Consider the following 25,541-nt stretch of genomic DNA (forward strand, 5'->3'; position numbering starts at 1 on the left):
GCTTTCCGCTTAGCCACCTTGTCGGAGAGATTGACTGACCGCCCGGACGAATGTCCTGGCGGTCACGACCGGCGGAGACCTGATCTCGCGGTCTGTTCCGAGCTTCACCAAGTAATCGGTAAGCCTCCAGAGATTGTACAACAATGCTGCGAACGTGAAGCTGAACAACCGAACACGGTAGTCCTTCGAGGACGTCTTGGGAAGAAACGCTTTCACCGACTTGTACTGATTTTCGATATCCCAGCGTCGGCTGTAGCTGTTGGTGACGTGCATGATCTCCTCGGGAGCGACGTGATCACGGTTGGTCACGAACACGGCATAGCTTCTGTCAGCTTCCTCATCAGTCGCTGGTACGTACAGGAACTCTGCGGTGTGGTGGAGTTCGCCATCAATGGCGAACGGAACATCGTTCTTGACAGCGGCGTCAACTCCTTCTTTACTCTTGATTTTCCCGATTGCCTCGTAATCGTCTTCGTACTTCGGCACTGGCGTCATATACACAAGCCCGCGGTCGTGAATCGTTGCGTACACCTCGTTACTGTAGAATCCCCGGTCTAGGAGCACTTCGTCGAGATCGACGTACTGCTGGGCTGTGTCCAGCAGTACGTCAACCACATCCGCCTTCGAATCGGCTGGCGCATCTTCTGGTTCCCACGCAGAGCGTTCCTTGACTGGCTCGATACCCAGGATGATTGGAACATCGTTCCCGACGATCGTGATCGTCGCGAACGTATACCCGTGCTTGATTTCACCGTCTTCTTTGTACCCGCTAACCATCGGCGGATACTCTGCTTTCGGGATTTTCTCGTCCTTGTCGATCCACGGCCAGACGTGGTAGGGAACGTGTGTGAAGTCGACGGCCGCCACGACGTGGCGGTCGTCGAAGGGATCCTCGTGACGAATCGTCTTGAGGATATTTTCGGTCGCCGCGTTGAACGAGGCCATCACAGCCTCTCGATACAGCTCAGTGAACGCGACGATATCCTCGATCTGCAACTCCTGAACGGAGCGCGTTACTTCCTCGTCGGATGGCGTCGCAAACTGCTTGATTACTCGGAGAAACGTCGAGTCGTCACAGATCTCGTTCTCCTCAAGGAACCACCCAGCTTCTCCCTCTGAATGAGCGCTCCCCTGCGTGAGGCACGCGTTGGAGAACAGATCAAGGATCTGTTCATCCTCATAGACCCTGTTGTCGGCTCTATCGGAGTCGAACTCGGCGAAGCCGTGTCGGCGAGCGAGTTCGACGACCTTACTCCCGTGCTCGCGCACGTGTGCGCGAGACACTGTCGAATCGGATTTATCGTCGTTCGCTACCTTTTCATCCAGGTTAATTGGAATGAGTGCCTCCGAAATAACGTCGTGATCACGGGCTTCACGAGCTATTCCCTTCGCAGCGGCCTCAAGCGTGGTCTTGGTTTGCTCGCTGAATTGGTTCCAAGCGTATGAGAGATTCTGCTGAGTCGGCACCCTGTTCAAACCTAGCTGTTTCAGCAGTGCTGGACGGTTCTCAAGCCGATCTGCGACCTCGCTTTGGGCGAGGTCGTAGATCGTCTGGTAGATGTAGACTCGTGCCATTGACTCGGTTCCGAACGAGACTTTGTGCTGTTGTCGAGTGTCTGTTAGTCCATCCACGGGAATCGAGACGTCTCCAAGTACACGCCAAAGATGATCAGCTGTTTCACAGACTTTCTTGGCGTGGATGACGATCGCCCCCGCCAAAGCGGGGGCATCGTCATCAACTGCAGGAGTGATGTTAGATGCCATTAACAGTCAGTCCAGATACTGAAACCGAAGGCGAGACTCCCCATTAGGGCACCTCATTTGGACCGACGCCGAACGGTTATTTACGCGCCAAGAGCTACTTGGAGTATGGCTCAAGATGGATCCCTTGTTGAATCGCTTCCAGACCGCCCACTCAAGGATACTGAGCGTGACTCACTCGAACGACACAAGAGCATCCAGTCAATAATGCCTCAGACGACGAAATTTGATCCGGAACACGGGATGGTTATGGACACCGCGATGTTCATTGGCTACGACTGGGTGACAGCCGTGACCTACGAAGCAGGTCACGGCTGGAGGATTATCTACGAGAGCGGTATGGAAGATAACATCCTCTCAGATGGCTCTATTGAATCGCCAGAGGGCGTTGGAATCAGCGGGTCACGTACTGTTTTATGTTGTAGACGAGACACATCAGCACGATCTCACGGNAGGGCGTTGGAATCAGCGGGTCACGTACTGTTTTATGTTGTAGACGAGACACATCAGCACGATCTCACGGAACTCACGGTACCATTCACGCGCTCGGACGGCAGAGCCGTACGAGCGCTTGACCGAGGAGTTCACTGTCTCGGTCATTGAGCGCTGGTTGTAGAGTTCGTCCTCGATTCGTGCGTTGTGCGCGTGGTCGTACGGAGCGAAGACGCGATGCTTTACGAGGGGACGTATGCCCATGTCTCGGAGGGACTCACGCAATGGCTGGCTATCATAGCCTCGATCCGCTGCAAGGGTCTGCAACTCGCCCGCGTACCGGCGGGCGAGTTGCGCACACACGTCTGCGTCGCTTCCTTCTCGCGTGGTCGTGCAATGGACGTCTAAGATCGCTTGCGTGTCTGTATCAACGAGTTTCGTTGCTTCGACCGTCTGAACGCGGTAGTTCGTGCGGTCGCAGTAGTGCTTGCTCGCCGGTGACCGCTCGTAGTACGTTGCGTCAACGGCGACGTGTGGCGATGGGTTGTGCAACTGCGCCGAGTGGCGCAGCAGCACGCGCCAGACCTGCATCACGATCTTATCAAGCCACTTATTCAACGTCGATGGATGCGGGAGATCATCGGGCTCAAGGCCGATGATCTCCAGAATTGGCGGCATCACCTCTAGCCGGTCAATGATCATCTCGTAGGTCTCATCGAGGAAAATCCGCAGCCCGTGGAGGGAAATCATCGCGTACTCTGCGAAGCTGCCGCCGCCTTCCGGGGCGGCAGCTTCGTCGGCATCGTCGCAATAACTTTTGGCCAGCGACACCATCTCCTCAGTGAAGCGGGTAGTAATGTTCATCCAAACTGTTACTCTCCCGCTTCAACTCCTTTGGTTTAGCGGCCCACCCCGACGCCGTCTAGTGATTCAATGGAGCCNTAGTAATGTTCATCCAAACTGTTACTCTCCCGCTTCAACTCCTTTGGTTTAGCGGCCCACCCCGACGCCGTCTAGTGATTCAATGGAGCCCTACATTGTTTCCCTCTGAGTTCCTCAAAGAGCACGCCGAGGAGCTCGGCGTGGTCGAACGTGACTGCAAGCTCCAGATCCCTGCCTTCGTCTGGGCGTTTGTGTTCGGCTTCGCCGCAGGCGAAAGCCGAACACTCGCTGGCTTCAGACGAAGCTACAACGCCACCGCTGACGAGCCGATCTCTCCAGGCGGTTTCTATAACCGGTTAACGCCCTCGCTCGCGGAGTATCTCCGCGACCTCGTCGAGGTTGCACTCGACGAGGTCGCTGTCCCGGATACAGTCGATGCAGATTTTGACCGATTCCGTGATGTGATGGTCGCTGACGGGACAATCCTGCGGTTACATCGGTTTCTCGCTGATGCGTACGAACCACGGAAAGGGGAGAAGGGTGGAGCGCGGCTCCACCTGCTCCACAACGTCACTGATCAGACGATCGACCGGTTCAGCGTCACTGACGAAAAAGCACACGACAGCACGGAGTTTGACACGGGTCCGTGGCTCAAAGACCAGTTGGTACTGTTCGATCAAGCGTACTTCAAGTACCGCCGTTTCGCACTGATCGACGAGAATGACGGCTACTTCGTGAGTCGGCTCAAATCAAACGTGAACCCGGTGATAACCGGAGAATTACGGGAATGGCGTGGCGACGCCATTCCCTTGGAGAGTGAGAAAGTCGACGACGTGGTTGATGAGCTCTATCGGCAGTATATTGATGTTGAGGTCGAAGCAGAATTCCAGCGCAGAGAGTATGCAGGGACGCAGTCGTGGGACACGAAGACGTTCCGCGTCGTCGGCGTCCGCAACAAGGACGCCGACGACTACCATCTGTATATCACGAATCTCCCGCGAGAAGAGTTCTTACCGGCAGACCTAGCGACGATCTACCGCTGCAGATGGAAAGTTGAGTTGTTGTTCCGCGAACTCAAGACGCAGTACTCGTTGGACGAGTTTTCCACGAGCAAGAAGCACGTCGTTGAGATACTGCTGTACGCGGCGTTGCTGTCACTGCTGGTCAGCCGTGATCTGTTGGATCTGGTCACCGAGCAGGCAGATGATGAACTCGGTTTCCACCAGAACGCTGGGCGGCGACCTTCCGGTCGCACGCCCAACTCATCCTTCACGAACTCGGTGAACACCTCGGCTACTCTCCGCCACCGTTGCTGGAACGGTTGATCGACGACGCTCAGAAGATACACCAACAACGACCAATACTCCAAGAGAGGCTCGCTACCGCTACACAACCGAGGACTGGGGCCTAACTAAAGACCAATGGGGGGAGAACTCACCCCTATGAGCGAACGTACTCACTCAATAAGAAAACCTTATTTGGGCGCTCATATCTATCACTTGTATGAAGGTATGTTATCTCAAAAACTGGTTAGGGACTGGTGGAAGTTCCCAATTATATCTTGATCTGATAAAGCATACTAGTGACGAGGCTATTGAATATACAATATGCCATCTTGAGGGGTGCGACGAAGATACTGCAGAGAAATTTCGAGCTGAAGGCACCCGAGTGGTCGGATTTGATTTTCAATCGAAATTCGATCCTATGGGAATTTGGAGAATGCTACGATTCTTCTCAAATGAAGATTTTGATGTGCTTCATACCCATCTTCCCTATGCACAGACATTAGGCAGAATAATTGGAAGAATGACTGGCCATCAAAATATCATTAGTAAACAAAGCAGTTTCCCAAGTAATTATCATCCGATAACTAGATCTCTGGAATACATAACACGGCCATTGGATTCAAAAACGGTTGCAGCGTCAAAAGGAGTACAAAAGGCCTTCACCGGTGATGCAAACTTCTATCAGAAAGGAGAACAATCGAGGTGGTGTACAATCCCTAATGGTTTAGATGTGGAGGACTTCAATTCCAAAGTCCAGAATGCCAATCCATCTAGAATCAGACAAAAGTGGGATATCGGTGACGAGGAGATGGTTGTATTAAATATTGGTCGATACATACCAGCTAAATCTCAAAAAGATTTGATATATGCGATGGATCTTGTTACTGAAAAAGTTCCTAATACCCATCTTCTTTTGGTAGGTTACGGTGAGCTAGAGAGCGAACTTAGAGCTCAAATTAGAAAATTAGGGCTCAATGATAATATTACCATCACCGGATATACCAGTTCTGTTGAGGATTATTATGCAGCTGCCGATCTATTTGTCCTCTCATCTGTCCTTGAAGGATTCGGTATAGTTGTCATTGAAGCAATGGCCTCAGAATTGCCCGTAATTGGAACTAACATCCCTGCAATTGAGGAAATAATTGATCAGAACGAGTCGGGCCTACTCGTTTCGCCGGAGTCTCCTTCTGAACTTTCAAAAGCCATTCTGAAACTTCTTAGTTCCCAACGTTTGAGAGATGAGTTAGGAGTTTCTGGCTATGAAAGAGTACAAAGCAAGTATAATATAGAATCAATGTCAGATAATTATATTAAATTATATTCTGAGATATACGACGCTTCTTATTAGTGCGATTGAATAAAGTAAGTGGTGAATGTACTGAAGCGAACAAAAGAGTTATCAAGCAAACACGGTCAGTAATAATCACTCAATGATAACTCATATGTTTATACGGACCCTCGGTCGAAGTAATAATGTCTAAGGTGAGCGACCAACCTTTAGTATCTGTCATTATCCCCATGCATAATGAATCAGACAACATTGAGTTGACTCTGTCTACGTTACAAAAACAAACATATGATAATATTCAATTAATAATTGTTGATGACTGTTCCGATGATAATTCCTTCAAAATAGCTGAAAATTGTATAGGGGATATCAACGGTGACCATCTCCTGCTTGAAAATCAAACGAACCTGGGCCAGAGCTTCTCTCGAAATAGAGGTGCAATGCACGCTGACGGCAAGTATATTGTATTCCACGATGCAGACGATCTTTCTACGCCAGACCGTTTAACGAAACAAGTAGAGTTCCTAGAAGCCAATCCTACTGTCGGCGTCGTCGGTGGAGCGTACTTCTACATAAACCCGAATCGAAATCAGTGTGAGGTAAAAGTCCGTCCCACAGACGATGAATCGATTCGAAGCGGAATGGCAAGAGAATGTATGATAAATCTCGGTACGGCGATGTTCAGACGCGAAGCCCTGTTCGAAACCAGTATTTTCAAATCTTATAACGTTGAAGGGTACGAACTAATCGTCAATGTTGGCAAAAACTGGTCTTTTGCCAATCTTCGGGACCCGATTTATTTGTACCAAATCAACAAGGGCTCCAGAAGCCAACAGAAGCAGCTCAAAAAGAAGGTGATAATCGCCTACAGGAGCTACCAGGCTATTAAGAAACTTGACCTCTCTTACTGGAACCTCCCACTTCAAATCGGATGGTTAATCTACATGACTGCTCCTAACCCGGTCAAAACGATGATACGAAAACTGTTTTCACCGACCAAAGAACGACCTCTATCCGAGGACGAGAAGGACCTGATTCGAAAACTCACTGACTATCAATGAGCATAAAAAAGAAGCTCTCTAGAGGAATACGGAACCCAGAAGTTATCCGTCGAAAAGCGGGTATCATGCTGGTTCGTCCATTCACCAAACCAGGCGACAATTCGATCGAATTTCTTGATGAGGATTGGGATGTACTCGTCGTACTCGATGCATGCCGATACGACCTCTTTGCTCGTAAGAACCCATTCGACGTTTCGGTCGACAAGGTCCATTCGAATGCCACTCAGACGCGGGAGTATATCAGGAACAACTTCGTCGGTCGGGACTATCGCGACACGGTGTACGTCACCGCATCACCCCAGTTCGCTGACTTCGAATTGAATTTCGCTCATATTGAGCACGTGTGGCGAGATCGGTGGGACGAAGAATACAATACTGTTCGCCCGGAATCAATCACGGAAGCTGCCATTGATGTCGCCAATCGATACGACGATAAACGCCTGATCATCCACTATATGCAGCCACATTACCCGTTCATCGGGCCGACCGGTCGAAAGCTGGATGAACAGGCCACCTTCGTTCCTAACCCCGAAAATCTATCTGTATGGGAGCAACTGTCTGCCGGTCATCTCGATGAGGAAACTGTGCGAAAGGCCTACGAAGAAAATCTATCGGTGGTCGTCCCTGAAGTAGAGCGCCTCGTGGAAAACGTAGAGGGAAAGACTGTTATCACCAGTGATCACGGAAATCTATTCGGGCAACGGGTTTGCTGGTTGCCGATACGGATCTACGGTCATCCTGCACGAGTTCATCATCCGGAGTTGACAGCAGTTCCGTGGGTCGAACTTCCGTACGATTCGCGGCGGGAAGTCATTCCAGCCACGGAAACTATGGATACTGATACTTCCTTTGAGGCCGTTGAAGAACGGTTGGCCGATTTAGGGTATAAATAATGTGCGGCATCGCTGGTCTGTTTAGTACTGTTTCTCCTCCAGACCCGGCCGAACTGAAAGAGATGAACGCCTGTCTCTCTCATCGTGGTCCTGACGACGAGGGAACGTACGTTGACGGCCCCGTCGGCCTGGCACACAAGCGACTGAGCATCATCGATCTCGGAGCAGGCGAACAACCGGTTTTCAACGAGGACCGGTCCGTTTCTGTTATCTTTAACGGCGAGATCTACAACTATCGGGAGCTTCGTCAATCATTAATTTCTGCAGGGCATACCTTCACGACCGAGACTGATACGGAAGTTTTGGTCCATCTCTATGAGGAGCGAGGGGCCTCTTTCGTTGAGCACCTAGAGGGAATGTTTGCGGTGGCGTTGTGGGATGCAAATTCCAAACGTCTCCTGCTTGCCCGTGACCCCGCTGGAATAAAGCCGCTACTGATGGCCGACGACGGTCATCGAGTATCATTCGCCTCCGAATTACCGGCGATTTTGGCGTCGGATCTCGACCACGGTGGTCTTGACCAAACTGCTCTCGCCCAGTACTTCGGATTTGGTTTCATTCCCGCTCCTCAAACTGCGTTTGTGAACATTTCGAAACTTCGACCAGGAGAACTTGCTATCGTCACGGAGGACGGAATTGATTGTGAATTGTTTTACGAACCAACAGTTACTCCAAGAACTCCCGATATCGAAACTGCAGCAGCTTCGATTCGGAACCGAGTGGCCTCTGCGGTCGAACGCCGGCTTCAAAGCGACGTTCCACTCGGCGCTTTCTTGAGTGGCGGCATCGACTCAAGTATCGTCGTCGGTGTGTTATCTGACCTTCTCGACCAACAAGTACAAACGTTTACCGTAGGGTTTGAAGCTGATCGCTTCGACGAGGCGTGGGCTGCCCGTAGAGTTGCTGATTATCATAGTACGGATCACAAAGAATTTACGGTAACGGCCGATCATGTACGCGAAACGATTCCCGAAGTTCTCGAACGTATTGGTGAACCCTTTGCGGACCCCTCGCTGATACCGACGTATGTCGTCGCCCGTGAGACCAGTAGTGAAGTCAAAGTAGCGCTATCCGGAGACGGTGCAGACGAACTCTTCGCTGGATACGATCGCTACCGGGGAGAATTCTTATCTCGCTACTATCGAATTCTTCCACGTTCGCTTCGACAGCATGCAATTGAGCCACTCGTTCAACAATTCCCAGCCTCCCGTACTACTACTGTCGGTGAGGTCGGCCGCCTTTCCCAGAAATTCGTTCGTGGCGGAATCGAAAGGCCGAGCGATCGTCACTTCGAGTGGATGCGCATCGCTGACGATGCCGCAGTAGAGACGATTCAAGCAAATCCCGTCCGAGAAGGTCGGGAAGAGCTTGCAGAACAACACGAACTCGTCGATGACTGGCTACCTTCGGACCGGCAGGACGATTTAGGGGCGATGCAGGCGGTTGATGTCCGCTTTACGCTACCGAACCAAATGTTATCTAAAGTTGACGCTGCGAGTATGTATAATTCACTCGAGGTTCGTGTTCCATTCCTCGATTCTGACGTAATAGAGTATGCGTTAGGCCTCCCGACGGAATACAAAATGACTGCAAGAGAACGTAAACGAGTTCTGAAAAGGGCGTTTGACGATATGCTTCCTCCGGAAATCCTTTCTCGTAATAAACAAGGATTTGATATGCCAATTGGTGAATGGTTCAAGAACGATCTTGCTGACGAATTTTACTCTACCGTCAGTACATTAGATTCCGAAATTATAGACGTCAGTGGCGTGATGTCTATTTACCGAGAACATGTAAACGACAGTGCCGAGCACGGGAAGTTCCTCTGGACGACGTACGTATTCGCAAAATGGTTCCATAGAATGCGCCGAGAGAACGTTCTATAAATTTTCTTATAACTTATAGGTTGGTAAGTACATCTGTCGTACGTACAGCAGTGTTCTGCCATCGAAATCGATTGACGACGAGATCCCTACCGCTCTGACCAAGTCCCTTAGAATCAAGTATATCTTCTAATACGCTTCTATATTTTTCCACGTTTCCTACTTTGACAGTATAGCCTCCTTTTTGAACGATCGGAGCTGTGTGATCTAAATAACTCGACACTACTGGGATACTAGAGGCAAATGCCTCCAGAACCGTCCGTGGTAGCCCCTCAGCTCGGCTCGGTAATAATAATACGTCCCCGGACCGATAGATACGTGGCATTTCCTCATATGGCACCTGGCCCAGAAATACTACATTCTCGCCGGCCAACCTCTCGAGTTCTGACCGCATAGGGCCTTCCCCGACAACGTACAACTTCACGTCCGAAACTTCTGCGAGCTGAGACACCGCCCGTATCGCGTCTTGTGGCCGTTTTCCTTCGACAAGCCGTCCTACGAACAGGACGATGGGACCGTCGTGATCGATCAACTCGCTTTTAGGCCCATCTGGTGTGAACCGTTCTGTGTCGACACCGTTGTGGACGACTTCAATGCGACTCGAAACGCCTAACTCCCGTACTCGTTCACGGTCCTCGTCAGTATAGCAAAACACCACGTCTGCCTGATTGAACGTCCACCGGCCGAGCGTCTTCAAATACCATCGAAATACCCATTCGGGTGCATTCTGAGAATACAGCCCGTGGTTCGTAATCGCCAGCGGAATATCACCCACAAACCGCTTTACTGCTGCGAGGTTCGTCGAGAAATAGAGGTGCGAGTGTGCGTGTATAATATCAAAATCTTCAGTAGTAGCAAGATACTGCGCCAGCCCTGGACTGATCTCGTTACCGAGTAGATTCATTACTGGATCGTGCCGAACAACGGTGTATCCGTCGCGTTCCTCGACGTGAGGTAATGATTTGTCTTGACGCACCGTCAACACGGTCACATCGTGGCCCATCGCCGCTTGATCGCGGCTCATCGCGTGAACGTGATAGGCGCCACCACCCTTGACGTCCGGGTATACTTTTTGTGCTACTCGAAGAATCCGCATTGGACTATCCGATTTCGGCAACTCACTCGTCATATGTGGGTATAACTAGCGTATTGAAATGAGATCATTGGTTTAGAATTTTATGCTCTGTAGGATCGCTAGACGGCACCGCCTCAATCACGTTATCTTCACTCGAGAATGCGTCACGAAAGCTAAAGACGTTGTCGAGAACCCAGATGAACCCGCCGACCCCGAAGGGGGTGGCGGGTTCGCCGAGTGGGCGATGCTTACGCTGCAAGCCTTGCGAATCGAACTCGGGAAGTCTTCCCGCCAGACAATCGATCTCCTGAGCGAAATACCCGGCATTCTCGAGGAAATCAGCCTGACGCGGCTTCCTCACTTCACCGTGCCACGAAGAAACACGACGGGGAGATCGGTCCGCAGGTTCTCGGCGTAGAGTGGTCGGCGTTATGTTCGGTACTTCCCAACTCGTGTGAGAGCTAGAGCTAAAGCGTTGGTCTCATGAGGAAGATGTCTAGTTGAGTGAATGTATTCAAGATCCCTCAGCCAGACGGTGTTCTCTCGGACTCGGACGTAAAAGATCTAACGGAAGACGTCATCTGCCACCTCCCCTTGCCAGGGATCGAGGGATCGTCCCTCGATCCCGGCGATATCTGGGCTGTTGTCATTCTTGCAGCAGTCAATCAGACGTCCATCTGGGAGACGTGCAAAGACAACGACAACGCTGTCTGTGACGATACTGTCATGGACTGGTTACATACGCTCAACCGAGAGTGGCTTGACCGGGTTGCTAACCGCCTTCTCAGAGGGGTATCGATAACGATCCTCGACCCTGATCGGTTGAGGATCGTCTCCGTTGACTTCGTCGATAACCCCTACCACGGAACGTACGCCGATGAAGAAGGTGAACTCTGTCGCATGCACGCGAAAGACGGAACAACGACGTGCCACCGGTACTGCACGGCGTATCTCGTCTCGAACGGAAGGCCAGTGACGTTGGCGATGACGTACGTCCGTAGCGATGAGAAAGAGGCCGACGCGGTCGAGCGCATCCTCGACCGCGTCGAGGCCTATCCCTTCGAGATAGAGCTTCTGTTGGCTGATCGTGGCTTCTACAACGAACGTATTCTGCGCCGCTCACGGGAGATTGCTGCGACTGTCGTTCCCGTCCAAAAGAAGGGCAAGCGCATGAGGAAGAAGCTGGATACGCACTGCTCATACATGACAACCTATCGGATGTACAAAGGCCGCGAGCGGGAACTGGAATTCCCGCTCGCGGTCGCTGTGTCATATCACGCCGGAGATCGCGGGAAAAGCGGCGAGGTCGTTCGAGGCTATGTGGCGTGCGATCGGCCTAATGATCAAGGAAACTTTTGAAAATCAAGGAACTTCCATCCGTCTTTAGCTAAGAGACGAACCGCATGACAGCGACGGCTTATCGGGGCTATTTTTCGAGAGGAATGAGGAGGAGAAGTCTGTGCACAACCCTACCTCCTCACCGCGAATTATGCGTCGGCTCACTACGCTTTTTCCATCTGAGTTCCTCGAAGAGCACGCCGAGGAACTCGGCGTGGTCGAGCGAGAAGGCAAACTCCAGATTCCTGCCTTCGTCTGGGCATTCGTGTTCGGCTTCGCCGCAGGCGAGAGCCGAACACTCGCTGGTTTCAGACGCAGCTACAACTCCACAGCCGACGAGACGATCTCGCCGGGTGGTTTCTATCAGCGGTTGACGCCGGAACTCGCGGAGTACTTCCGCGACCTCGTCGAGTACGGTCTCGACGAGGTCGCTGTTCCTGACGCTGTTGACGCTGATATTGACCGATTCAGCGATGTGATGATCGCTGATGGAACGGTGTTGCGGTTACACGAGTTTCTCGCCGATGAGTATGAAGCTCGAAAGGAGGAGCAGGCTGGAGCAAGGCTCCACCTGCTCCACAATGCCACCGAGCAGACAATAGAACGGCTCGACGTTGCTAACGAGAAAACGCACGACAGCACGTTGTTTAACACAGGATCGTGGCTCGAAGATCGACTGGTTCTTTTCGACCGAGCCTACTTCAAGTACCGCCGCTTCGCGTTGATCGATGAGAACAACGGCTACTTCGTGAGTCGGCTGAAAGAGAGTGCGAACCCGGTTGTAACGGAGGAATTACGGGAATGGCGCGGCCGCGCCATTCCCTTGGAAGGCGAGCAGATCCACGATGTTGTGGATGATTTGCACCGAGAGTTCATCGACGTAGAAGTCGAGATAGCGTTTGACCGAAGATCGTACGCAGGTACGCAATCACGTGATACGAAACGGTTCCGCGTCGTCGGCGTCCGCAAGGAGGACGCCGACGACTACCACCTGTATATCACGAATCTGCCGAGAGAAGAGTTCCTGCCGTCGGATCTAGCCACGATCTATCGCTGTCGGTGGGAGGTGGAGTTGCTGTTCCGTGAGTTGAAGACGCAGTACGAACTGGACGAGTTCGATACGACGAAGAAGCATGTCGTCGAAATTCTGCTGTACGCGGCGTTGCTGTCACTGCTGGTAAGTCGTGATTTGCTCGATATGGTCACCGAACAGGCGGACGATGAGATCGTGTTTCCGCCAGAACGCTGGGCGGCGACCTTCCGGTCGCACGCCCAGCTCATCCTCCATGAACTTGGCGAATACCTCGGCTATTCACCGCCACCACTGCTCGAACGACTGATCGAAGACGCACAGAAGATCCACAAGCAACGGCCAGTGTTACAAGAGACGCTCGCTACCGCTACACAACCGAGGTGTGAGTCTTAGCTAAAGACGAATGCTCACGGAGGAATTTCCCGAGATAGTCCGGGTGATATTCAACGTCGAACTCCTGTTTGAGAAGATGGCGAATCTCCTGTGATTTCCACGGCTGTCCTTCTCGAAGCATCTCAACCAACTGTTCCTGTTCGTCTTCGTCGAGTTTCGGGGGTCGGCCGCCCCCGAAACTCGGCATCAATCCTTCGAGCCCACCTTCGTTCCAAGCATCCGCCCAGCGACCGCCGGTCGCTGCCGACCTGCCCTCACGGTCGGCAGCTTCCGCAATCGAATCGCCATAATAGAGGTTCTTCAGAAAACCCAACCGCTCTTTCCGGCGATCGTCTTTAGCCTCGCGGAGGAGTTCATCAATTTTCTCTTCTGAAAGATGATATTTGATCTCCTTCCGACGATCTTCACCCATCACTTGGTGAGCGAACGTGGCCAACAAAAGTTTTCACGATCATTAAGCCGATCGCACGCCGAAACAAGTCGAACGACTCTATCGGAAACGGTCAGCGATCGAAACGAGCTACCGAGTGTTCCGCCAAGCACAAGTGGTAACGACGACACAAAATCCAGTCGTCCGCTTTGCGTTCGTCTTGGTCGAGTTCTTGCTTGAGAACCTCTGGCTCGTGCTTCACTGGGCGGTCGTCGCCCACCCTCGGCGGGGCGGGCGCGACCTGTCCGAAGAATTCACGTTCAAGATCTTCTCTGACTGGATCAGACACGCGTTAGAGGAAGAATTAGAGCGGAGTTGGGAAATCGAGATGAATGGAGTAGGCGTGCCAGAAGCGCACGCGCCGGCCGTAGGCTGACGCCAGCCCGCAGCCTTGGGCCCAAGTGTCTGCTGAGCAACAGCATTCGTCTAAAACAGCGTAGATCAGTCTTCTCACTCCGGTTCTTTCATCTGTGAGCTCAATTTCCACCCTTCGCTCAGCTACCACACCAGCGTGTGCTCCAGTTGTCCGTGACCTAGCATAACTCACGAAGCGACATTCGGGAAGTACCGAGTGTGAGCTTGCCTGATCTCGCTGGAAGCTGCTGGCGTCAATCAAGCCAGTCCTCGAGAGCCCCGCCTGCTCCGCCGGTCAGCAGAGCAGGCGGCGCAACTCCTGCATCGAAAATTCACTGTCCCACACGCTGAACGACGTGTAACCTGGAGATTTCTTAACCCTGAACACGTCAAGGATACCTGGCATCTCGTTCAGGTAGTCCTCGAACTGTCGGAGCGGTTTGTTGACTTCCTCTTTGAGCAAGAGAAGTGCGATCTTCGTGGATTTGGCGTACCTGTCGTCGCCGTCGGCGACGGCGTTCGGTTCCTCAACGTGGTTCGTGGCGAACTCGTGAAACGTCTGTGCAAGGTTCCTGAGACGTCCCATATCGCCAGACGGCGTCCAAATTCCCTGAAATCAGTGATACAATCCACTGAGGGCGTCGGCGTTCAACGGAGCAATGCCGACCGATCCGAACTGAAACGCCATTGCCGAGAAATCCGAGCCGAAGTCGAGTCGGCACGACGGACACTCGAGGACGACGAATTAGTCCACCCACGCGGTCCCGTTTCCTCGACCGGATCGGGGATCTCGAGGACGATCGGGGTCGCTTCGCCGACCGCGTGCGGGAACTCGAGGCAACGACGGACGAACTTGAGGCCTCACAACCGCGACCCGCAGGAAGCCCCCAGTGACAGCTGCCGTCCTCGGATAACCGGGACAGCGGATAACCATCAACCTCAAGAGAGACCGGCGTCTCAGGGAACGACCCGCTTCACACCACGACTGTGGTTGTTTGTCAGGTTGGATGGCAGATGATGTGTTCCTCAAGTGGCCGTCGGAGATCATCGCCGGGGACGGGGTGGGTAGTCACCCCGAAGACGACGAACGTCCCGGAAAGGCTGTCGTGTGACGAGGTCGTCACCAACTGGAGCGAAGCCGCGACGCTTGACGAGAAGTCCGATGCGATGGCTACGTCAGTTCATCGTCGAGGACGACGGCTCGTTCAGCGGCGGGATAGGATCCAGTACGAAGGGGAAATCCGATAGCTATTCGTCTTCGCCTTCCGACTCGAGTTCGATAGTCGAACCGTTCGTCACGTCCTCTTCGCTCACCTCGACGCGATCGTCGCCGACCGAGTACGCGCCCGGATATGCGACCGTCACCGCGAAGCGACCGTTGTCTCCCACTTTCTTCTCGCGTTCGTATGTGAACGACTCACCATCGGCGGACGTCGCCGTACTTACGGTCACGGTTTCGCCCGGCTCGCCGGTTCCTTCGAGCGTTGCGCCCGGCACCACAGCAAACGTCGCAACCTCGTCGTCGACGAACAGCGCCCGATAATGCGCCAGCCCGTTGGTTCCATTCCCACCTACACCGTACTCCTTGAGGAGTTGCGCCTGCGCGCTCGCGGCCGGCGAATCCTCGTCGACTGCCGTCACGACGACGTACCCGACCCGGTCGTCGAACCGATCGAACCAGCTATCCGGATCGGAATTGGCCTGGAACTCTCCGTAATTTTTCTGTGCGTACCTGTAGCTTCGGGACTCGCCGTTCACGAAGTGGTTGTACATTCGGTTGTCGCCCCACTCACTCAACACATAGTTCTCAGGATAGGTCTGGTTCACTGCTTCGGCGTGGTCGTCGATCGCACCCATCGCTTCGACCTGTGCCTCACTGTGCGTTACGTCCGCTGTCAGGCCAGGCACGTAAATAAGACTCAGCCCGAACACGAGCAGGCCGACACCGAGCAGGTAGCCGACTGGGCGCCCATTCGGCAGCACAATCGACGGCTCGAGCAATCGGCCGCCGTCGGCGGCGACTGACCTACCATCTTGGAATCCGCTGACTAACTCCTCCGAATCCTGGAATGGAACTGGTGTTCGAGCAAGTTCGACCACCGAAAGCAACTGGATGAAACCGAGACCCGTGAGCACGGCCAGCGGAATCGCGAGCTGACCGGCGAAGCGCACCTGGATTCCCGCGAGCATGAGCAGATATCCCGCATAGGTACCGATAATCAGCCAACCAGGATCATACCGCCGAGAGACACGCCAGAAGACCCAGCCGAGCACGAGCAGGGCAACGTAAAATCCCATGCCGAGCTGGTACATCGGACCAAAGAAGACGGCATACTCTGTCGAAAACAGCGACAGCGTCTCGGTTATCCCCTCGCGGAAGAGGAGATCATCAACGCGTGCCATCGCCTCACCCCACTCCTCCGGCTCCAGCTGCTTGAACGCGTATAGGCCACCAGCCGCGACGATTCCCTCAAGTGCGAATAGTCCTGCGAGATGGATTTCTAGACGCCGCCACAGTTCACCAAGCGTGACAACTGTGATTGCACCACCGAGTACCAGCAACGGCGTGGTCGCGACGAACTCCGCATGCCAGCCCCAGCGGTGGTGTAAGGCCAGCGAAATCCAACTCCCGATGGCCAGTCCGACGAGCAGCGGAAGATTTGCAAGTGCCGGCGAGACATCCGCTCGAGCGTCCATTACGACTCGAAACGCAATGTATCCTGCAAGCGGCACCAACAACAGCGGCGAGCCGCCCCAGGCGTGAATTCCGGCTGCGATCGAGAGTCCGAATCCGAGGGCGACAAACCACGTCAGCGGCGTTCGAAGGTGTTCTCGTACGCTTGCACGTAGGTTTGAACCGTGTTCGAGTCGCCGCTGGAGGTCGACGGCGAGCCATGCCAGCGTCAACAGTGTAATCCCAAGCCAGAAGTACTGGTGAAGTTGGTGATCGATGAACCCCAGCCCCGTGTAGACCGCGTGGATCGGTGTTACGGCGAAGACGAGAACAGACGCAACGCCGACACGAACGTCGCGCGTCAACAGGACGGTGAGCTTGTAAATCACAAGTCCGAGAGCAACGGAGGCGACGACGGGCAGCCATGCTGCAACCGTGTCGGCCGCTCCTTGGCCACCGCCGAGTACCTCGGCGATGAACCAGTTGGTTGCATGCGTGAGCGGCCGCCGAGCGGCCGCTGGCTCTACCAGAACCTCGTAGTCCGCAGGTCCTGACGACTGTTCGAGCAGGTTCTCCATCCAGTACCGGAAGTAATACGGATCGTTCCCCGGCGAGACGACGTATCCATTTTGAAAGACTGACTGATACGCCGTCATCCTGGCTATAGCGACGGCTAGTAGTGCTCCGAACAAGGCACCTAATGCGCGGAGATCGACACCGTTCCAGAACCGATTGAAATCGACTGTAAAGTCGTCTTTGGCCCCGGACTCCTCGAGTTCCTCGCCTGCCAATGCCGCTTCGATGACTGCCCGATCTGCGACTCGATACCCACCGTCGACGTTCTCGACGATGCCACGCGAGACGAGTTCCCCGAAGGTTCCTGAATCAAGATCGATATCATCGAATGTCCAAGCCCCATAGTCGGCGTCAACTGCAAGGACGGCCTCAAGGACAGTCTCCCCGTCGGATCGATCGTCCAGAAATTCCTGCACTGTCTCGAGGTCGTCGGCCGTCATTCAGAAAGAGTGTAACAGTTATCGCACATGGACCTTTCGTTCTGCGTACCTGAGTGACGGATGGGATATATCTTAGCTATGCTTGACTGTCAACGATCACTGCTATGAGGTACGCAAAATTCTGTTATAAATTAATTTAAACTAATATATTTAATAATTTTTATAAGTCGCCGATTGATTGTACCATGTCCCCCGTAGCAGTGCAATATTGGCCATCCGCCTCTACCCGTCTCATTGTACACTTCACGCTCGCCATATATCGGAATAACAAGGCTTTTCAAGTGAGATAGTCATTCAGAATCTGAGTAACAGATGACGATACTCCTTACTGGTGCCGATGGCTACATTGGCTGGCCAACCGCGCTCCGCATCGCTGCGCAGACTGATGACCGCGTTGTCGGCGTCGACAACTTCGCCCGCCGCGAATGGGTCGAAGAGGTCGGAAGCACGAGTGCAACGCCGATCGCAACACCGGAGGAACGCCTTGAGGCCGCAAAAGAGGTCCACGACCTCCACAACCTCTCGTTCGTCGAAGGTGACCTCACCGACAAATCGTTCGTCGACGAACTTCTCGAGGTCCACGAACCCGACACTATCGTCCACACGGCAGCCCAACCGTCCGCGCCATACTCCCAGATCAACGGCGAGCGCGCGAACTACACGCAGCACAACAACCTGCAGGCGACGCGCAACCTCCTGTGGGGACTCGAGGAACACGACCTGACCGACACCCACTTCATCGAAACGACCACGACAGGCGTCTACGGCGCGCCGGAGTTCCCCATCCCCGAAGGCGGGGCAACAATGGAAAACCAGGGCGAAAGCGACGACGTGCCGTTCCCCGCGATGGCGGGCTCGTGGTATCACCTCACGAAAAGCCACGACGCCGCCAACATGCGTCTCGCACACAAGCAGTTCGATATCCCGATCTCGGACGTCCGCACGGCGATCACCTACGGGACACAGACCGCCGAAACGGCTGCTGATCCACGCCTCGCCACTCGGTTCGACTTTGACTACTACTTCGGCGTCGTCGCCCACCGCTTCTGTGCACAGGCCATCGCTGGCTATCCGACGACCGTCTACGGCAAAGGCGAGCAGCGAAAGCCATTCATCAGCCTCGAGGATGCTGTCGAAGGACTCGCGCGCCTCGCGCTTAGCGATCCGGACGAGCGCCCCGATGACCACGTCGTCTACAACCAGGTCACGCGCGCGATCAGCATCGTCGAGATGGCCAACACCATCGCCGACGTCGGCGACGAGTTCGATCTCGACGTCTCCGTCGAACACTTCGAGAACCCGCGTGACGAGGACGAGACTCACAAGATGGAGATCGAAAACGACCGCTACATGGACCTAATCGGCGAGCAGCGTCAGGACTTTACCGAAGGAGTTCGCGACGTGCTCGAGACGCTTGTCGAGTACGAAGAGACGATCACCGCCCACGAAGACCGCTTCCTGCCAGGCGTACTCGACGACTGGGAAAAGGAAGGCGACGCTGCCGACGAAACCGAACTCTCGTACGAAGGCGACGCTGCCGAAGAGGCTGAACCCACCCCCGATGCCAACTGACGGCGACGAAGCCGGAATGCACGTCCTCGTTACGGGAGGGTGTGGCTATATCGGCAGTGCCCTCATCCCCCTGCTGCAGGCCGACGAGAGCATCAACCGGGTCACTGTCCTCGACTCGCTCGCGGCCGGTTCACCAGCGAACCTCATGGCTGCGCAGTTCGACGGCAACCTCGAGTTCATCCGTGGCGATATCCGTAATTACGGCGATGTCGAAACCGCCATGCGGACCGTTGACCGCGTCATCCACTTGGCCGCGATCACTGGTGCTGAGAGCACCCACGATCGCGTCGAGGAGACGCGGGCAGTCAATCTCGAGGGAAGCCGCAATGTGTTCAACGCTGCACGGAAAGTCGACGTGGACCGTGTCGTGTTCGCCTCTTCGTGTAACAACTACGGCCGAGCGGCCAGTACCGATCTCGACGAAGCGACTGAACCCGATCCGCTCAATCCGTATGCGGAGACGAAATACGAAGCTGAAACCCTCCTCAAGGAGTACGTTGATGAGGGAGCATTCACCGGAACTGCGCTCCGGATGAGTACGAATTACGGCTATGCACCTGGGATCCGGTTCAATCTCGTCGTCAATCATTTCGTCTTCCGTGCACTGACGAATCGTCCGTTGACAGTCTACGGAGATGGCAGTAACTGGCGGCCGTTCATTCACGTTCGCGATGCCGCACGAGCGTACTATCAGGCCGCCTGTGAGCCAGATGCCTGGTCAGAGCACGTGTACAACGTTGGTTCAAACGATCAGAACTACCGCATCGAGACGATCGCCGAGATCGTCCGTGATGAGTTGGATACCGGCCTCGAGTTGACGTATCTCGAAGACCAGAATCCTGGTCCGTCGTATCACGTCAACTTCGACCGGCTTGCTACAACCGGATTTGAGCCACAGTGGACGCTTCGCGATGGCGTCCGCGACTTAGCAACGCGATTCACCGCTGAATCGCAATTTGGCGAGGCGATGGACACAGCCGAGAGACAACCACTGACACCTATAAAGAACAATGACGACTGACGACGAACTAACGATCGCAGTAACCGGTGCAGCAGGATACATCGGAAGCAGAGTCGTTGACCGTCTTCAGGCGACGCATCCTGACTGGTCTATCACGGCGATCGATAATTTCTACCGGGGTACAGTTCGAGAGATCGGTGATGTAACCGTTGAGCACGTTGATATCCGTGATGACAAACGGTTGGAAGAAGCACTCGATGGTGCCGATATCGTCATGCATCTCGCTGCACTCAGCGGCGTTGATGACTGTGAAACGAACCCTGATCTCACTCACGAGGTCAATGTCAATGCGACGAATACTATTGCGTGGTTCTGTCGCAAACAGGGTGCTGGATTGATCTTCCCTGCGAGTATGGCAATTATCGGTGACCCTCAATCCTTCCCGATAACGACTGAACATCCCCGTGACCCGCTGAACTGGTATGGACGGAGCAAAGTTCTTGGCGAGCAAGCGATCGAAACGCTCGCTGATGGAGCGTTCCCGGCTCACCTATATCTGAAATCGAATCTCTACGGTGAACACCAGGTTGGATCACAGACCGTCTCGAAAGGGACTGTGATCAACTTCTTCGTCAATCGGGCCATTGCTGGTGAGCCCCTGACCGTCTACGAGCCCGGCACCCAGTCACGGAACTTCGTCCACGTCAAAGATATCGCCCGCGCGTACGTTCGGAGTGCTGAACGACTCCAGAGTCAACTCGAGCGGGGTGATACTGGGGTCGACAAGTATGCACTTGCGACCGATGAGGATCCGAGCGTCCACGAGACGGCTGAACTAGTTGCACAAATCGCTGAGGAAGAACTCGGACGGAGTCCCGAAATCAAACTCGTTGAGAATCCGCGAGCTGGAGAGACATTGGTCGACGAGTTCGCTGTTGATACGACACGAACACACGACGAGCTTGGCTGGGAACCGAAGTTCACCGTCGAAGACTCGATCAGACAACTCATCCGTAAGCACGAGACGACAGAGTAGCCTATTTCGCGTAGGGTGAGATACGGTTCGGCAGCCGTCTCACTCTATTTGGCCGACGCTATCGTATTCCCAGATCAGATCGAAATATCGGTGTAGTCCGGCAACGAACGAGCCGTTCTCGGTGACTGCGGCTTGCCGCATATGGAGCGGGACATCCTTCTCTTCGACGAGGACGATTGCCTGACCCGTCTCGTAGTCCATACTCGGGTCAATCAGTGTCCCGCGCCATGGCAGCAGTTCGGTACTAAACCGTATCGCTATTTCGGGATACTTGTCAGTTACGTAGTCCAGAACTGTACTTTGTATCTCTTGATTCGTCGCTGAGAGGTGGCGGGGATGGAGAAAGAGTGCTTGAATCGATACATCTTGATCTAGTGCGTCCTGTATCGCTGGTTCGACAGCATCGAAGTACTCGAAGCTTTTCGTGATAACGTAGACGCTGTCCGTTGCATCGCGATACAGCGATTTCGTTTCGCGCTCGCTTGGCTCACCCACAGAAACAACATAGAACAGTTCGTCAGCAGGAGTAATATCGTCGCTTGCCTGCTCGTACAGTGGCTGGAACCGGTCGATAAATGGCTCTCGGGCAGCCTCGAGATCTGCACAGAATTTTTCGTATTCCTGCCGTCTGTTTTCTTTCGCCTGGTAAAGAATTGTTGCAGGTGGCTTTGGTTGGTACTCTTTCGGACGGCCAGGAATGATTTTGATAAAGCCTCGATCGGCGAGTGTGTCGAGAATTCCGTAAATACGTGCCTTCGGGATACCGGTCGCCTCGGCAAGATTTGGGGCTGTCGTTCGCCCAAGTGTCAGTATATGCTTCAACGCTGTCGTCTCATACTCCTTTAGCTCGAGTTGCTCAAATACCGCCTCAGCGTCGGTAGTCATATTCCACGGAACTGCTAGCAAACATTGTCAAACTCCCGGTTGAAGAACCGCTGGTGGTTCAGCCGTTTAATCCTGGATCCACACGGTGGTCCGAGCGCATCAGGCGAACAAAAGGTGTCGCAAGACATGGAAGAATTGCTTACCGTGCTGCCAAGCAACTCCCCGTGGTTTCTGAACCGTCCGTGTTTCAATCGGGACCTCTCCGATTCTGGCGTCCTTCGCAGCTGCTTCCAAGACGAATGTTCCACAGGTACACGCCGTATCGAGGTCGAGATCAACAGCGAGAGTACGACGAAGAGCACGAAGTCCAGTGCCCGAATCCTGCACATCGACCTTCAACCGCGTCAGCTTATTGAGAAACCGTTCAGAGGGGCGCGGGATTGTTGCTCTTGCCCCGAGGACGAGGTCCAAGCGGTCTTGCTTGATCGGTTGGATGAGCGTCTCGATATCACTTGGACGGTGTTCTCCGTCAGCATCAAACGTAACGATAAGTTCTGATGAGACTTCTTGAAATCCTCGTTTCAGTGCAGCGATATAGCCCTTATTCTGTGGTTGTTCGACCACCGTCGCCCCTGCAGCACGGGCTTCAGATGGAGTACTGTCGGTCGATCCGTCGTCTACTACGAGAACCGGATACGTCTGAACTAGCTCCCGAACTATCGGCCCAATCTGATCAGCCTCGTTGTACGCTGGAACGACGACGGTAACCTCGTCCATAATAGATATCTTGGTATGATCATATTATCAGTACCCCACAAAGCCAGTTAGTTAGAACATCTGCTTACTGCAAATGTATCTAGCAAAAAGCAGCAAGCAGACAGTGAATTCCACGAAGGTCGGCTCCTTAACTTCCTCGTCAATACCCTCGATGAGGAACCTACTCTTAATCTCGATCATTGGCCGTGTGCTGGCCACCTCTATTGCCGCCAGTGGGCGCGCGGCTGCAGTTGGCCAGCTCTGTAGGGGGCCGCACTTGTATTTTTCAGTTCTGGTCCGTTCCTCGTTAACGGTCAAGTGACTGAACCGCTCTTTGTCACTGCCTCCCCAACTTAAGACGCTCGCATTCAGAGATATAACCATGCTGATTGCCGTCCTAATCCTCAGCGCCTACTGCGAAATCTGCGAGCAGCTAGACCGATGAAAGACGGATTCCCCCTTCGGTGGACGCCAGTCCATGGCCCGATGCGGAAGTCCGTCTTCGAACCACAATCTGAATGCGAGTACGCGTAGGCACGCATCGAGTTCGAACTCTGCGAGTCTCAGTGACGAGAGGTCGGTATCGTGTATCTCGAGGAACTCTCGTTTGTCAGTGACGACAGAAAAGAAACCGAGTCATCCCACGCTCAACTTCGCCTGAGCGGAGGCGACACGGATAAGTCGTCTTCCCGAATGCAGTGAGGTCGATATTTACGCACTCGGACAAACGATTGAGCACTGCCAAGAACAAAACAGACAACTCACCGAGCGCGTCGACACGCTCGAGGACGAGCTTGAACAGACCCAAGACGAACTCGAGGGTCTCGAAAAACTGAGAAAGCGGACCTCCAGAAGACAAACGAATGCCTTCGTGATCGTCTCGACAACTGTAAACAGGAGACCACTCGCTCGACGCACTCACAGATGTCGCACGCAAGCGCTCGGGCGTGAACAAACAGCGGATCGAGGAACTTCAGGCCCGAGAACTCGAGAAAGGCACTCACCTCTTCACAGAGACCGTCGATCATCACGAGATCGCTGTCGACGGCGATCAGCTTGAGCGAACACCGAGCAAAACACTCCCTCGAGAGAGGCTCAATCTCTCAGCACACACTACCTAACCATCACGCGTGCGGTTGGTTTGGAGGGTGGTTAGCCTTGAGTTGACCTCTCGAGCAGTCTTCGACAATTATCAGTGGGGACAGTCTAGGAAAAGTATCCGAAGACGATGGCTGTCCACAGTGACTTCGCAGATGCAGGATCTGGTCGGAAGCCCTCTAACCGATCAGTTGGGCGGACGATTTCCTACGATTTTCACATTCATTGATATTCTATTCCGCCTTCACAGTACTTTCCAAGTCAATGATTCACAGCTAGATTCAGCAACTACTGTAAACGATGAGTTCCCTCCTTCGCTTTCGGTAAACAGCAGGGACTCTCGCGTTTCAGGTAGGAACCGACTTACCTCGTCCGGCGGCGTCCTGGACTGTATTGATTCCCTCGAGACTACTCTCCATCATTCAACCCTGGCAGTTACACGGTTCCTACTGAAGCCAACAGCTGTCGACCGGCCACACGACCGGTACAAACCGATGGCACCTGCAATCGCTCACTTCCTCGTCGGCGCATCGCTCCTGTTGTTGCTCACAATACCGATTGCTCTTCGATACCGATTGGCACCGTGGATACCGCTGTGGCTCGTTGCACTCGGTGGCCTCTGGGGCCTGGGACCCGATATCCATCACATCGCGCCGGTCTACGAAATCAAGTTGCGCACAGTCCACGACTCGCCCTGGGTCGATCTCTTCGCGTTCCACTACACACTTGACCGGCCAGCCGTCCGCGCACAGTATCTCTCGAGCGTCTTCGGATCGATCCTGGGCTTTCTCGGTGCCGTCACGACATTCATGCTGGCCACAGTGTTGCGTAGTCGGACCACCCTTACTGAGACAGCCTCTTTACACCTCGTCGCGCTGAGCGAGGTACTGCTTCTTCTCTTGTTGGTTGTCGCCGCTACGAGCAGTTGATGTGGCTCGAGGGTTCCAAATAGCTCTTTAATGGTGTTGATTACTAGACCGATTCGTTCGGGCGTTATTCATTCGGCACTCGTCCACTGGGGTGAACCGGACGCTCGTCGTCAGACTTTTCTACCATCTCTTCTGCTTTGTCGAGCGACCGCTGAACAAGCCGCTCCGAGTAGCCTCCGAGGAACGCAATGAATAGAGTCGCGAGTGGATCACCTCGAATTCCGCAGTGAAAATGGCGCTCATCGCGATAGTGCTCTCGCTCGAACGGACAGTTGCATGGGGCGAGCAACTAGCACGTACGGTCGGTGTCCGCGCTGGCATTACCGGGATTGCAATCATCGTAATCTCGATGGTGGAAAGTGCAACGTCGCTCGCTCATCTTGTGGTAGCGAGGAAACCCCGTTGTTCACGACGGGGAGGAATCGCGTTCGTTCGTGTCTCGACTCGCCCTGTACGGCTCCCCGGTGTCCAACGCTTCCGCACCTTCGAGCATCAGCCCCTTCCAGGTGTAACCGCGTTTGTTTTTGATCTCTTTCAACCGCTCGTACTGTTCGTCGTCTAC

The 25,541-nt window shown here is 53.9% G+C and carries 16 protein-coding genes and 6 pseudogenes; 13 read left to right on the top strand and 9 right to left on the bottom strand.

Annotated features, from left to right (window positions below; all coding sequences use genetic code 11):
* Positions 1-9: 9 nt before the first annotated feature.
* Together C476_RS08165 and C476_RS08170 are read right to left on the bottom strand one after the other, a co-directional pair.
* On the bottom strand, positions 10-1,764 hold the full coding sequence (locus C476_RS08165; RefSeq protein WP_083857043.1) for a transposase: 1,755 nt from the start codon (positions 1,762-1,764) through the stop codon (positions 10-12).
* Between the two features lie 462 nt (positions 1,765-2,226).
* The gene (locus C476_RS08170) at positions 2,227-3,057 is read right to left on the bottom strand and encodes an IS5 family transposase (RefSeq protein ID WP_008011762.1); all 831 of its coding nucleotides are present in this window, start codon (positions 3,055-3,057) and stop codon (positions 2,227-2,229) included.
* Between the two features lie 83 nt (positions 3,058-3,140).
* Here C476_RS08170 and C476_RS08175 point away from each other — a divergent pair.
* The 5 genes and pseudogenes from C476_RS08175 (at position 3,141) to asnB (ending at position 9,492) form a co-directional block, all read left to right on the top strand.
* Positions 3,141-4,486 (top strand): annotated as a pseudogene (locus tag C476_RS08175) (IS4 family transposase).
* A 92-nt stretch (positions 4,487-4,578) separates the two neighbouring features.
* The gene (locus tag C476_RS17780; RefSeq protein WP_008011764.1) at positions 4,579-5,712 is read left to right on the top strand and encodes a glycosyltransferase; all 1,134 of its coding nucleotides are present in this window, start codon (positions 4,579-4,581) and stop codon (positions 5,710-5,712) included.
* 125 nt (positions 5,713-5,837) lie between these two features.
* Positions 5,838-6,713: a glycosyltransferase family 2 protein gene (locus tag C476_RS17785; protein WP_083857044.1), complete on the top strand. Its 876-nt coding sequence runs from the start codon at positions 5,838-5,840 to the stop codon at positions 6,711-6,713.
* 65 nt (positions 6,714-6,778) lie between these two features.
* Positions 6,779-7,606, top strand: a complete 828-nt coding sequence (locus tag C476_RS08185) for an alkaline phosphatase family protein (RefSeq protein ID WP_008011768.1) — start codon at positions 6,779-6,781, stop codon at positions 7,604-7,606.
* Complete coding sequence (asnB, locus tag C476_RS08190) at positions 7,606-9,492, top strand: asparagine synthase (glutamine-hydrolyzing) (RefSeq protein WP_008011771.1); 1,887 nt, start codon at positions 7,606-7,608, stop codon at positions 9,490-9,492. Before C476_RS08185 ends, asnB begins: the two co-directional genes overlap by 1 nt.
* A gap of 13 nt (positions 9,493-9,505) precedes the next feature.
* On the opposite strand, the gene C476_RS08195 is transcribed toward asnB, so the two are convergent.
* A complete protein-coding gene (locus C476_RS08195) occupies positions 9,506-10,585 on the bottom strand; it encodes a glycosyltransferase family 4 protein (protein WP_008011773.1) in 1,080 nt (359 codons plus the stop codon).
* A gap of 82 nt (positions 10,586-10,667) precedes the next feature.
* Between C476_RS08195 and C476_RS17790 the strand changes: the two are divergent.
* The 3 genes and pseudogenes from C476_RS17790 to C476_RS08210 form a co-directional block, all read left to right on the top strand.
* Positions 10,668-10,940: pseudogene (locus C476_RS17790) on the top strand (hypothetical protein); the annotation flags it as partial.
* A gap of 128 nt (positions 10,941-11,068) precedes the next feature.
* Positions 11,069-11,896: pseudogene (locus C476_RS08205) on the top strand (ISH3 family transposase); the annotation flags it as partial.
* Between the two features lie 157 nt (positions 11,897-12,053).
* The gene (locus C476_RS08210; protein WP_008011778.1) at positions 12,054-13,328 is read left to right on the top strand and encodes an IS4 family transposase; all 1,275 of its coding nucleotides are present in this window, start codon (positions 12,054-12,056) and stop codon (positions 13,326-13,328) included.
* 13 nt (positions 13,329-13,341) lie between these two features.
* On the opposite strand, the pseudogene C476_RS08215 reads toward C476_RS08210, so the two are convergent.
* A pseudogene (locus C476_RS08215) lies at positions 13,342-13,740 on the bottom strand (IS630 family transposase); the annotation flags it as partial.
* A 46-nt stretch (positions 13,741-13,786) separates the two neighbouring features.
* Here C476_RS08215 and C476_RS18340 point away from each other — a divergent pair.
* Positions 13,787-14,134: pseudogene (locus C476_RS18340) on the top strand (ISH3 family transposase); the annotation flags it as partial.
* 195 nt (positions 14,135-14,329) lie between these two features.
* Here the strand turns inward: C476_RS18340 and C476_RS08225 are convergent.
* The 3 genes and pseudogenes from C476_RS08225 to C476_RS08230 form a co-directional block, all read right to left on the bottom strand.
* A pseudogene (locus C476_RS08225) lies at positions 14,330-14,698 on the bottom strand (IS5/IS1182 family transposase); the annotation flags it as partial.
* Between the two features lie 412 nt (positions 14,699-15,110).
* Positions 15,111-15,236 (bottom strand): hypothetical protein, encoded by a 126-nt coding sequence (locus C476_RS19640; protein WP_275039675.1) that lies wholly within the window; start codon positions 15,234-15,236, stop codon positions 15,111-15,113.
* A gap of 124 nt (positions 15,237-15,360) precedes the next feature.
* Positions 15,361-17,802: an MFS transporter gene (locus C476_RS08230; protein ID WP_008011784.1), complete on the bottom strand. Its 2,442-nt coding sequence runs from the start codon at positions 17,800-17,802 to the stop codon at positions 15,361-15,363.
* Positions 17,803-18,114: 312 nt separating this feature from the next.
* On the opposite strand from C476_RS08230, the gene C476_RS08235 reads away from it, so the two are divergent.
* Genes C476_RS08235 through C476_RS08245 form a run of 3 tightly spaced genes read left to right on the top strand, consistent with a single transcriptional unit; the run spans position 18,115 to position 21,371 of the window.
* Positions 18,115-19,374 (top strand): NAD-dependent epimerase/dehydratase family protein, encoded by a 1,260-nt coding sequence (locus C476_RS08235; protein ID WP_008011785.1) that lies wholly within the window; start codon positions 18,115-18,117, stop codon positions 19,372-19,374.
* Positions 19,375-19,390: 16 nt separating this feature from the next.
* Positions 19,391-20,395, top strand: coding sequence for an NAD-dependent epimerase/dehydratase family protein (locus C476_RS08240; protein WP_083857045.1), 1,005 nt, complete (start codon positions 19,391-19,393; stop codon positions 20,393-20,395).
* Complete coding sequence (locus C476_RS08245) at positions 20,385-21,371, top strand: NAD-dependent epimerase/dehydratase family protein (RefSeq protein WP_008011789.1); 987 nt, start codon at positions 20,385-20,387, stop codon at positions 21,369-21,371. Before C476_RS08240 ends, C476_RS08245 begins: the two co-directional genes overlap by 11 nt.
* A gap of 39 nt (positions 21,372-21,410) precedes the next feature.
* Here the strand turns inward: C476_RS08245 and C476_RS08250 are convergent, their stop codons facing one another.
* Positions 21,411-22,256 (bottom strand): TrmB family transcriptional regulator, encoded by an 846-nt coding sequence (locus tag C476_RS08250; RefSeq protein WP_008011792.1) that lies wholly within the window; start codon positions 22,254-22,256, stop codon positions 21,411-21,413.
* A gap of 99 nt (positions 22,257-22,355) precedes the next feature.
* Positions 22,356-22,973: a glycosyltransferase family 2 protein gene (locus C476_RS08255; RefSeq protein ID WP_008011794.1), complete on the bottom strand. Its 618-nt coding sequence runs from the start codon at positions 22,971-22,973 to the stop codon at positions 22,356-22,358.
* Positions 22,974-24,544: 1,571 nt separating this feature from the next.
* Between C476_RS08255 and C476_RS08265 the strand changes: the two genes are divergently transcribed.
* A complete protein-coding gene (locus tag C476_RS08265; RefSeq protein WP_008011800.1) occupies positions 24,545-24,979 on the top strand; it encodes a hypothetical protein in 435 nt (144 codons plus the stop codon).
* Positions 24,980-25,541 lie beyond the last annotated feature (562 nt).

The sequence above is a fragment of the Natrinema limicola JCM 13563 genome (assembly GCF_000337475.1).
Taxonomy (GTDB): domain Archaea; phylum Halobacteriota; class Halobacteria; order Halobacteriales; family Natrialbaceae; genus Natrinema; species Natrinema limicola.

Coding starts and splice junctions, on each gene's coding strand:
- asnB (WP_008011771.1), top strand. CDS start 7,606: ATGTGCGGCATCGCTGGTCTGTTTAGTACTGTTTCTCCTCCAGACCCG.
- C476_RS08230 (WP_008011784.1), bottom strand. CDS start 17,802: ATGACGGCCGACGACCTCGAGACAGTGCAGGAATTTCTGGACGATCGA.
- C476_RS08165 (WP_083857043.1), bottom strand. CDS start 1,764: ATGGCATCTAACATCACTCCTGCAGTTGATGACGATGCCCCCGCTTTG.
- C476_RS08185 (WP_008011768.1), top strand. CDS start 6,779: ATGCTGGTTCGTCCATTCACCAAACCAGGCGACAATTCGATCGAATTT.
- C476_RS17780 (WP_008011764.1), top strand. CDS start 4,579: ATGAAGGTATGTTATCTCAAAAACTGGTTAGGGACTGGTGGAAGTTCC.
- C476_RS08235 (WP_008011785.1), top strand. CDS start 18,115: ATGACGATACTCCTTACTGGTGCCGATGGCTACATTGGCTGGCCAACC.
- C476_RS08250 (WP_008011792.1), bottom strand. CDS start 22,256: ATGACTACCGACGCTGAGGCGGTATTTGAGCAACTCGAGCTAAAGGAG.
- C476_RS08245 (WP_008011789.1), top strand. CDS start 20,385: ATGACGACTGACGACGAACTAACGATCGCAGTAACCGGTGCAGCAGGA.
- C476_RS08195 (WP_008011773.1), bottom strand. CDS start 10,585: ATGCGGATTCTTCGAGTAGCACAAAAAGTATACCCGGACGTCAAGGGT.
- C476_RS08255 (WP_008011794.1), bottom strand. CDS start 22,973: ATGGACGAGGTTACCGTCGTCGTTCCAGCGTACAACGAGGCTGATCAG.
- C476_RS08265 (WP_008011800.1), top strand. CDS start 24,545: ATGGCACCTGCAATCGCTCACTTCCTCGTCGGCGCATCGCTCCTGTTG.
- C476_RS08170 (WP_008011762.1), bottom strand. CDS start 3,057: ATGAACATTACTACCCGCTTCACTGAGGAGATGGTGTCGCTGGCCAAA.
- C476_RS08240 (WP_083857045.1), top strand. CDS start 19,391: ATGCACGTCCTCGTTACGGGAGGGTGTGGCTATATCGGCAGTGCCCTC.
- C476_RS08210 (WP_008011778.1), top strand. CDS start 12,054: ATGCGTCGGCTCACTACGCTTTTTCCATCTGAGTTCCTCGAAGAGCAC.
- C476_RS17785 (WP_083857044.1), top strand. CDS start 5,838: ATGTCTAAGGTGAGCGACCAACCTTTAGTATCTGTCATTATCCCCATG.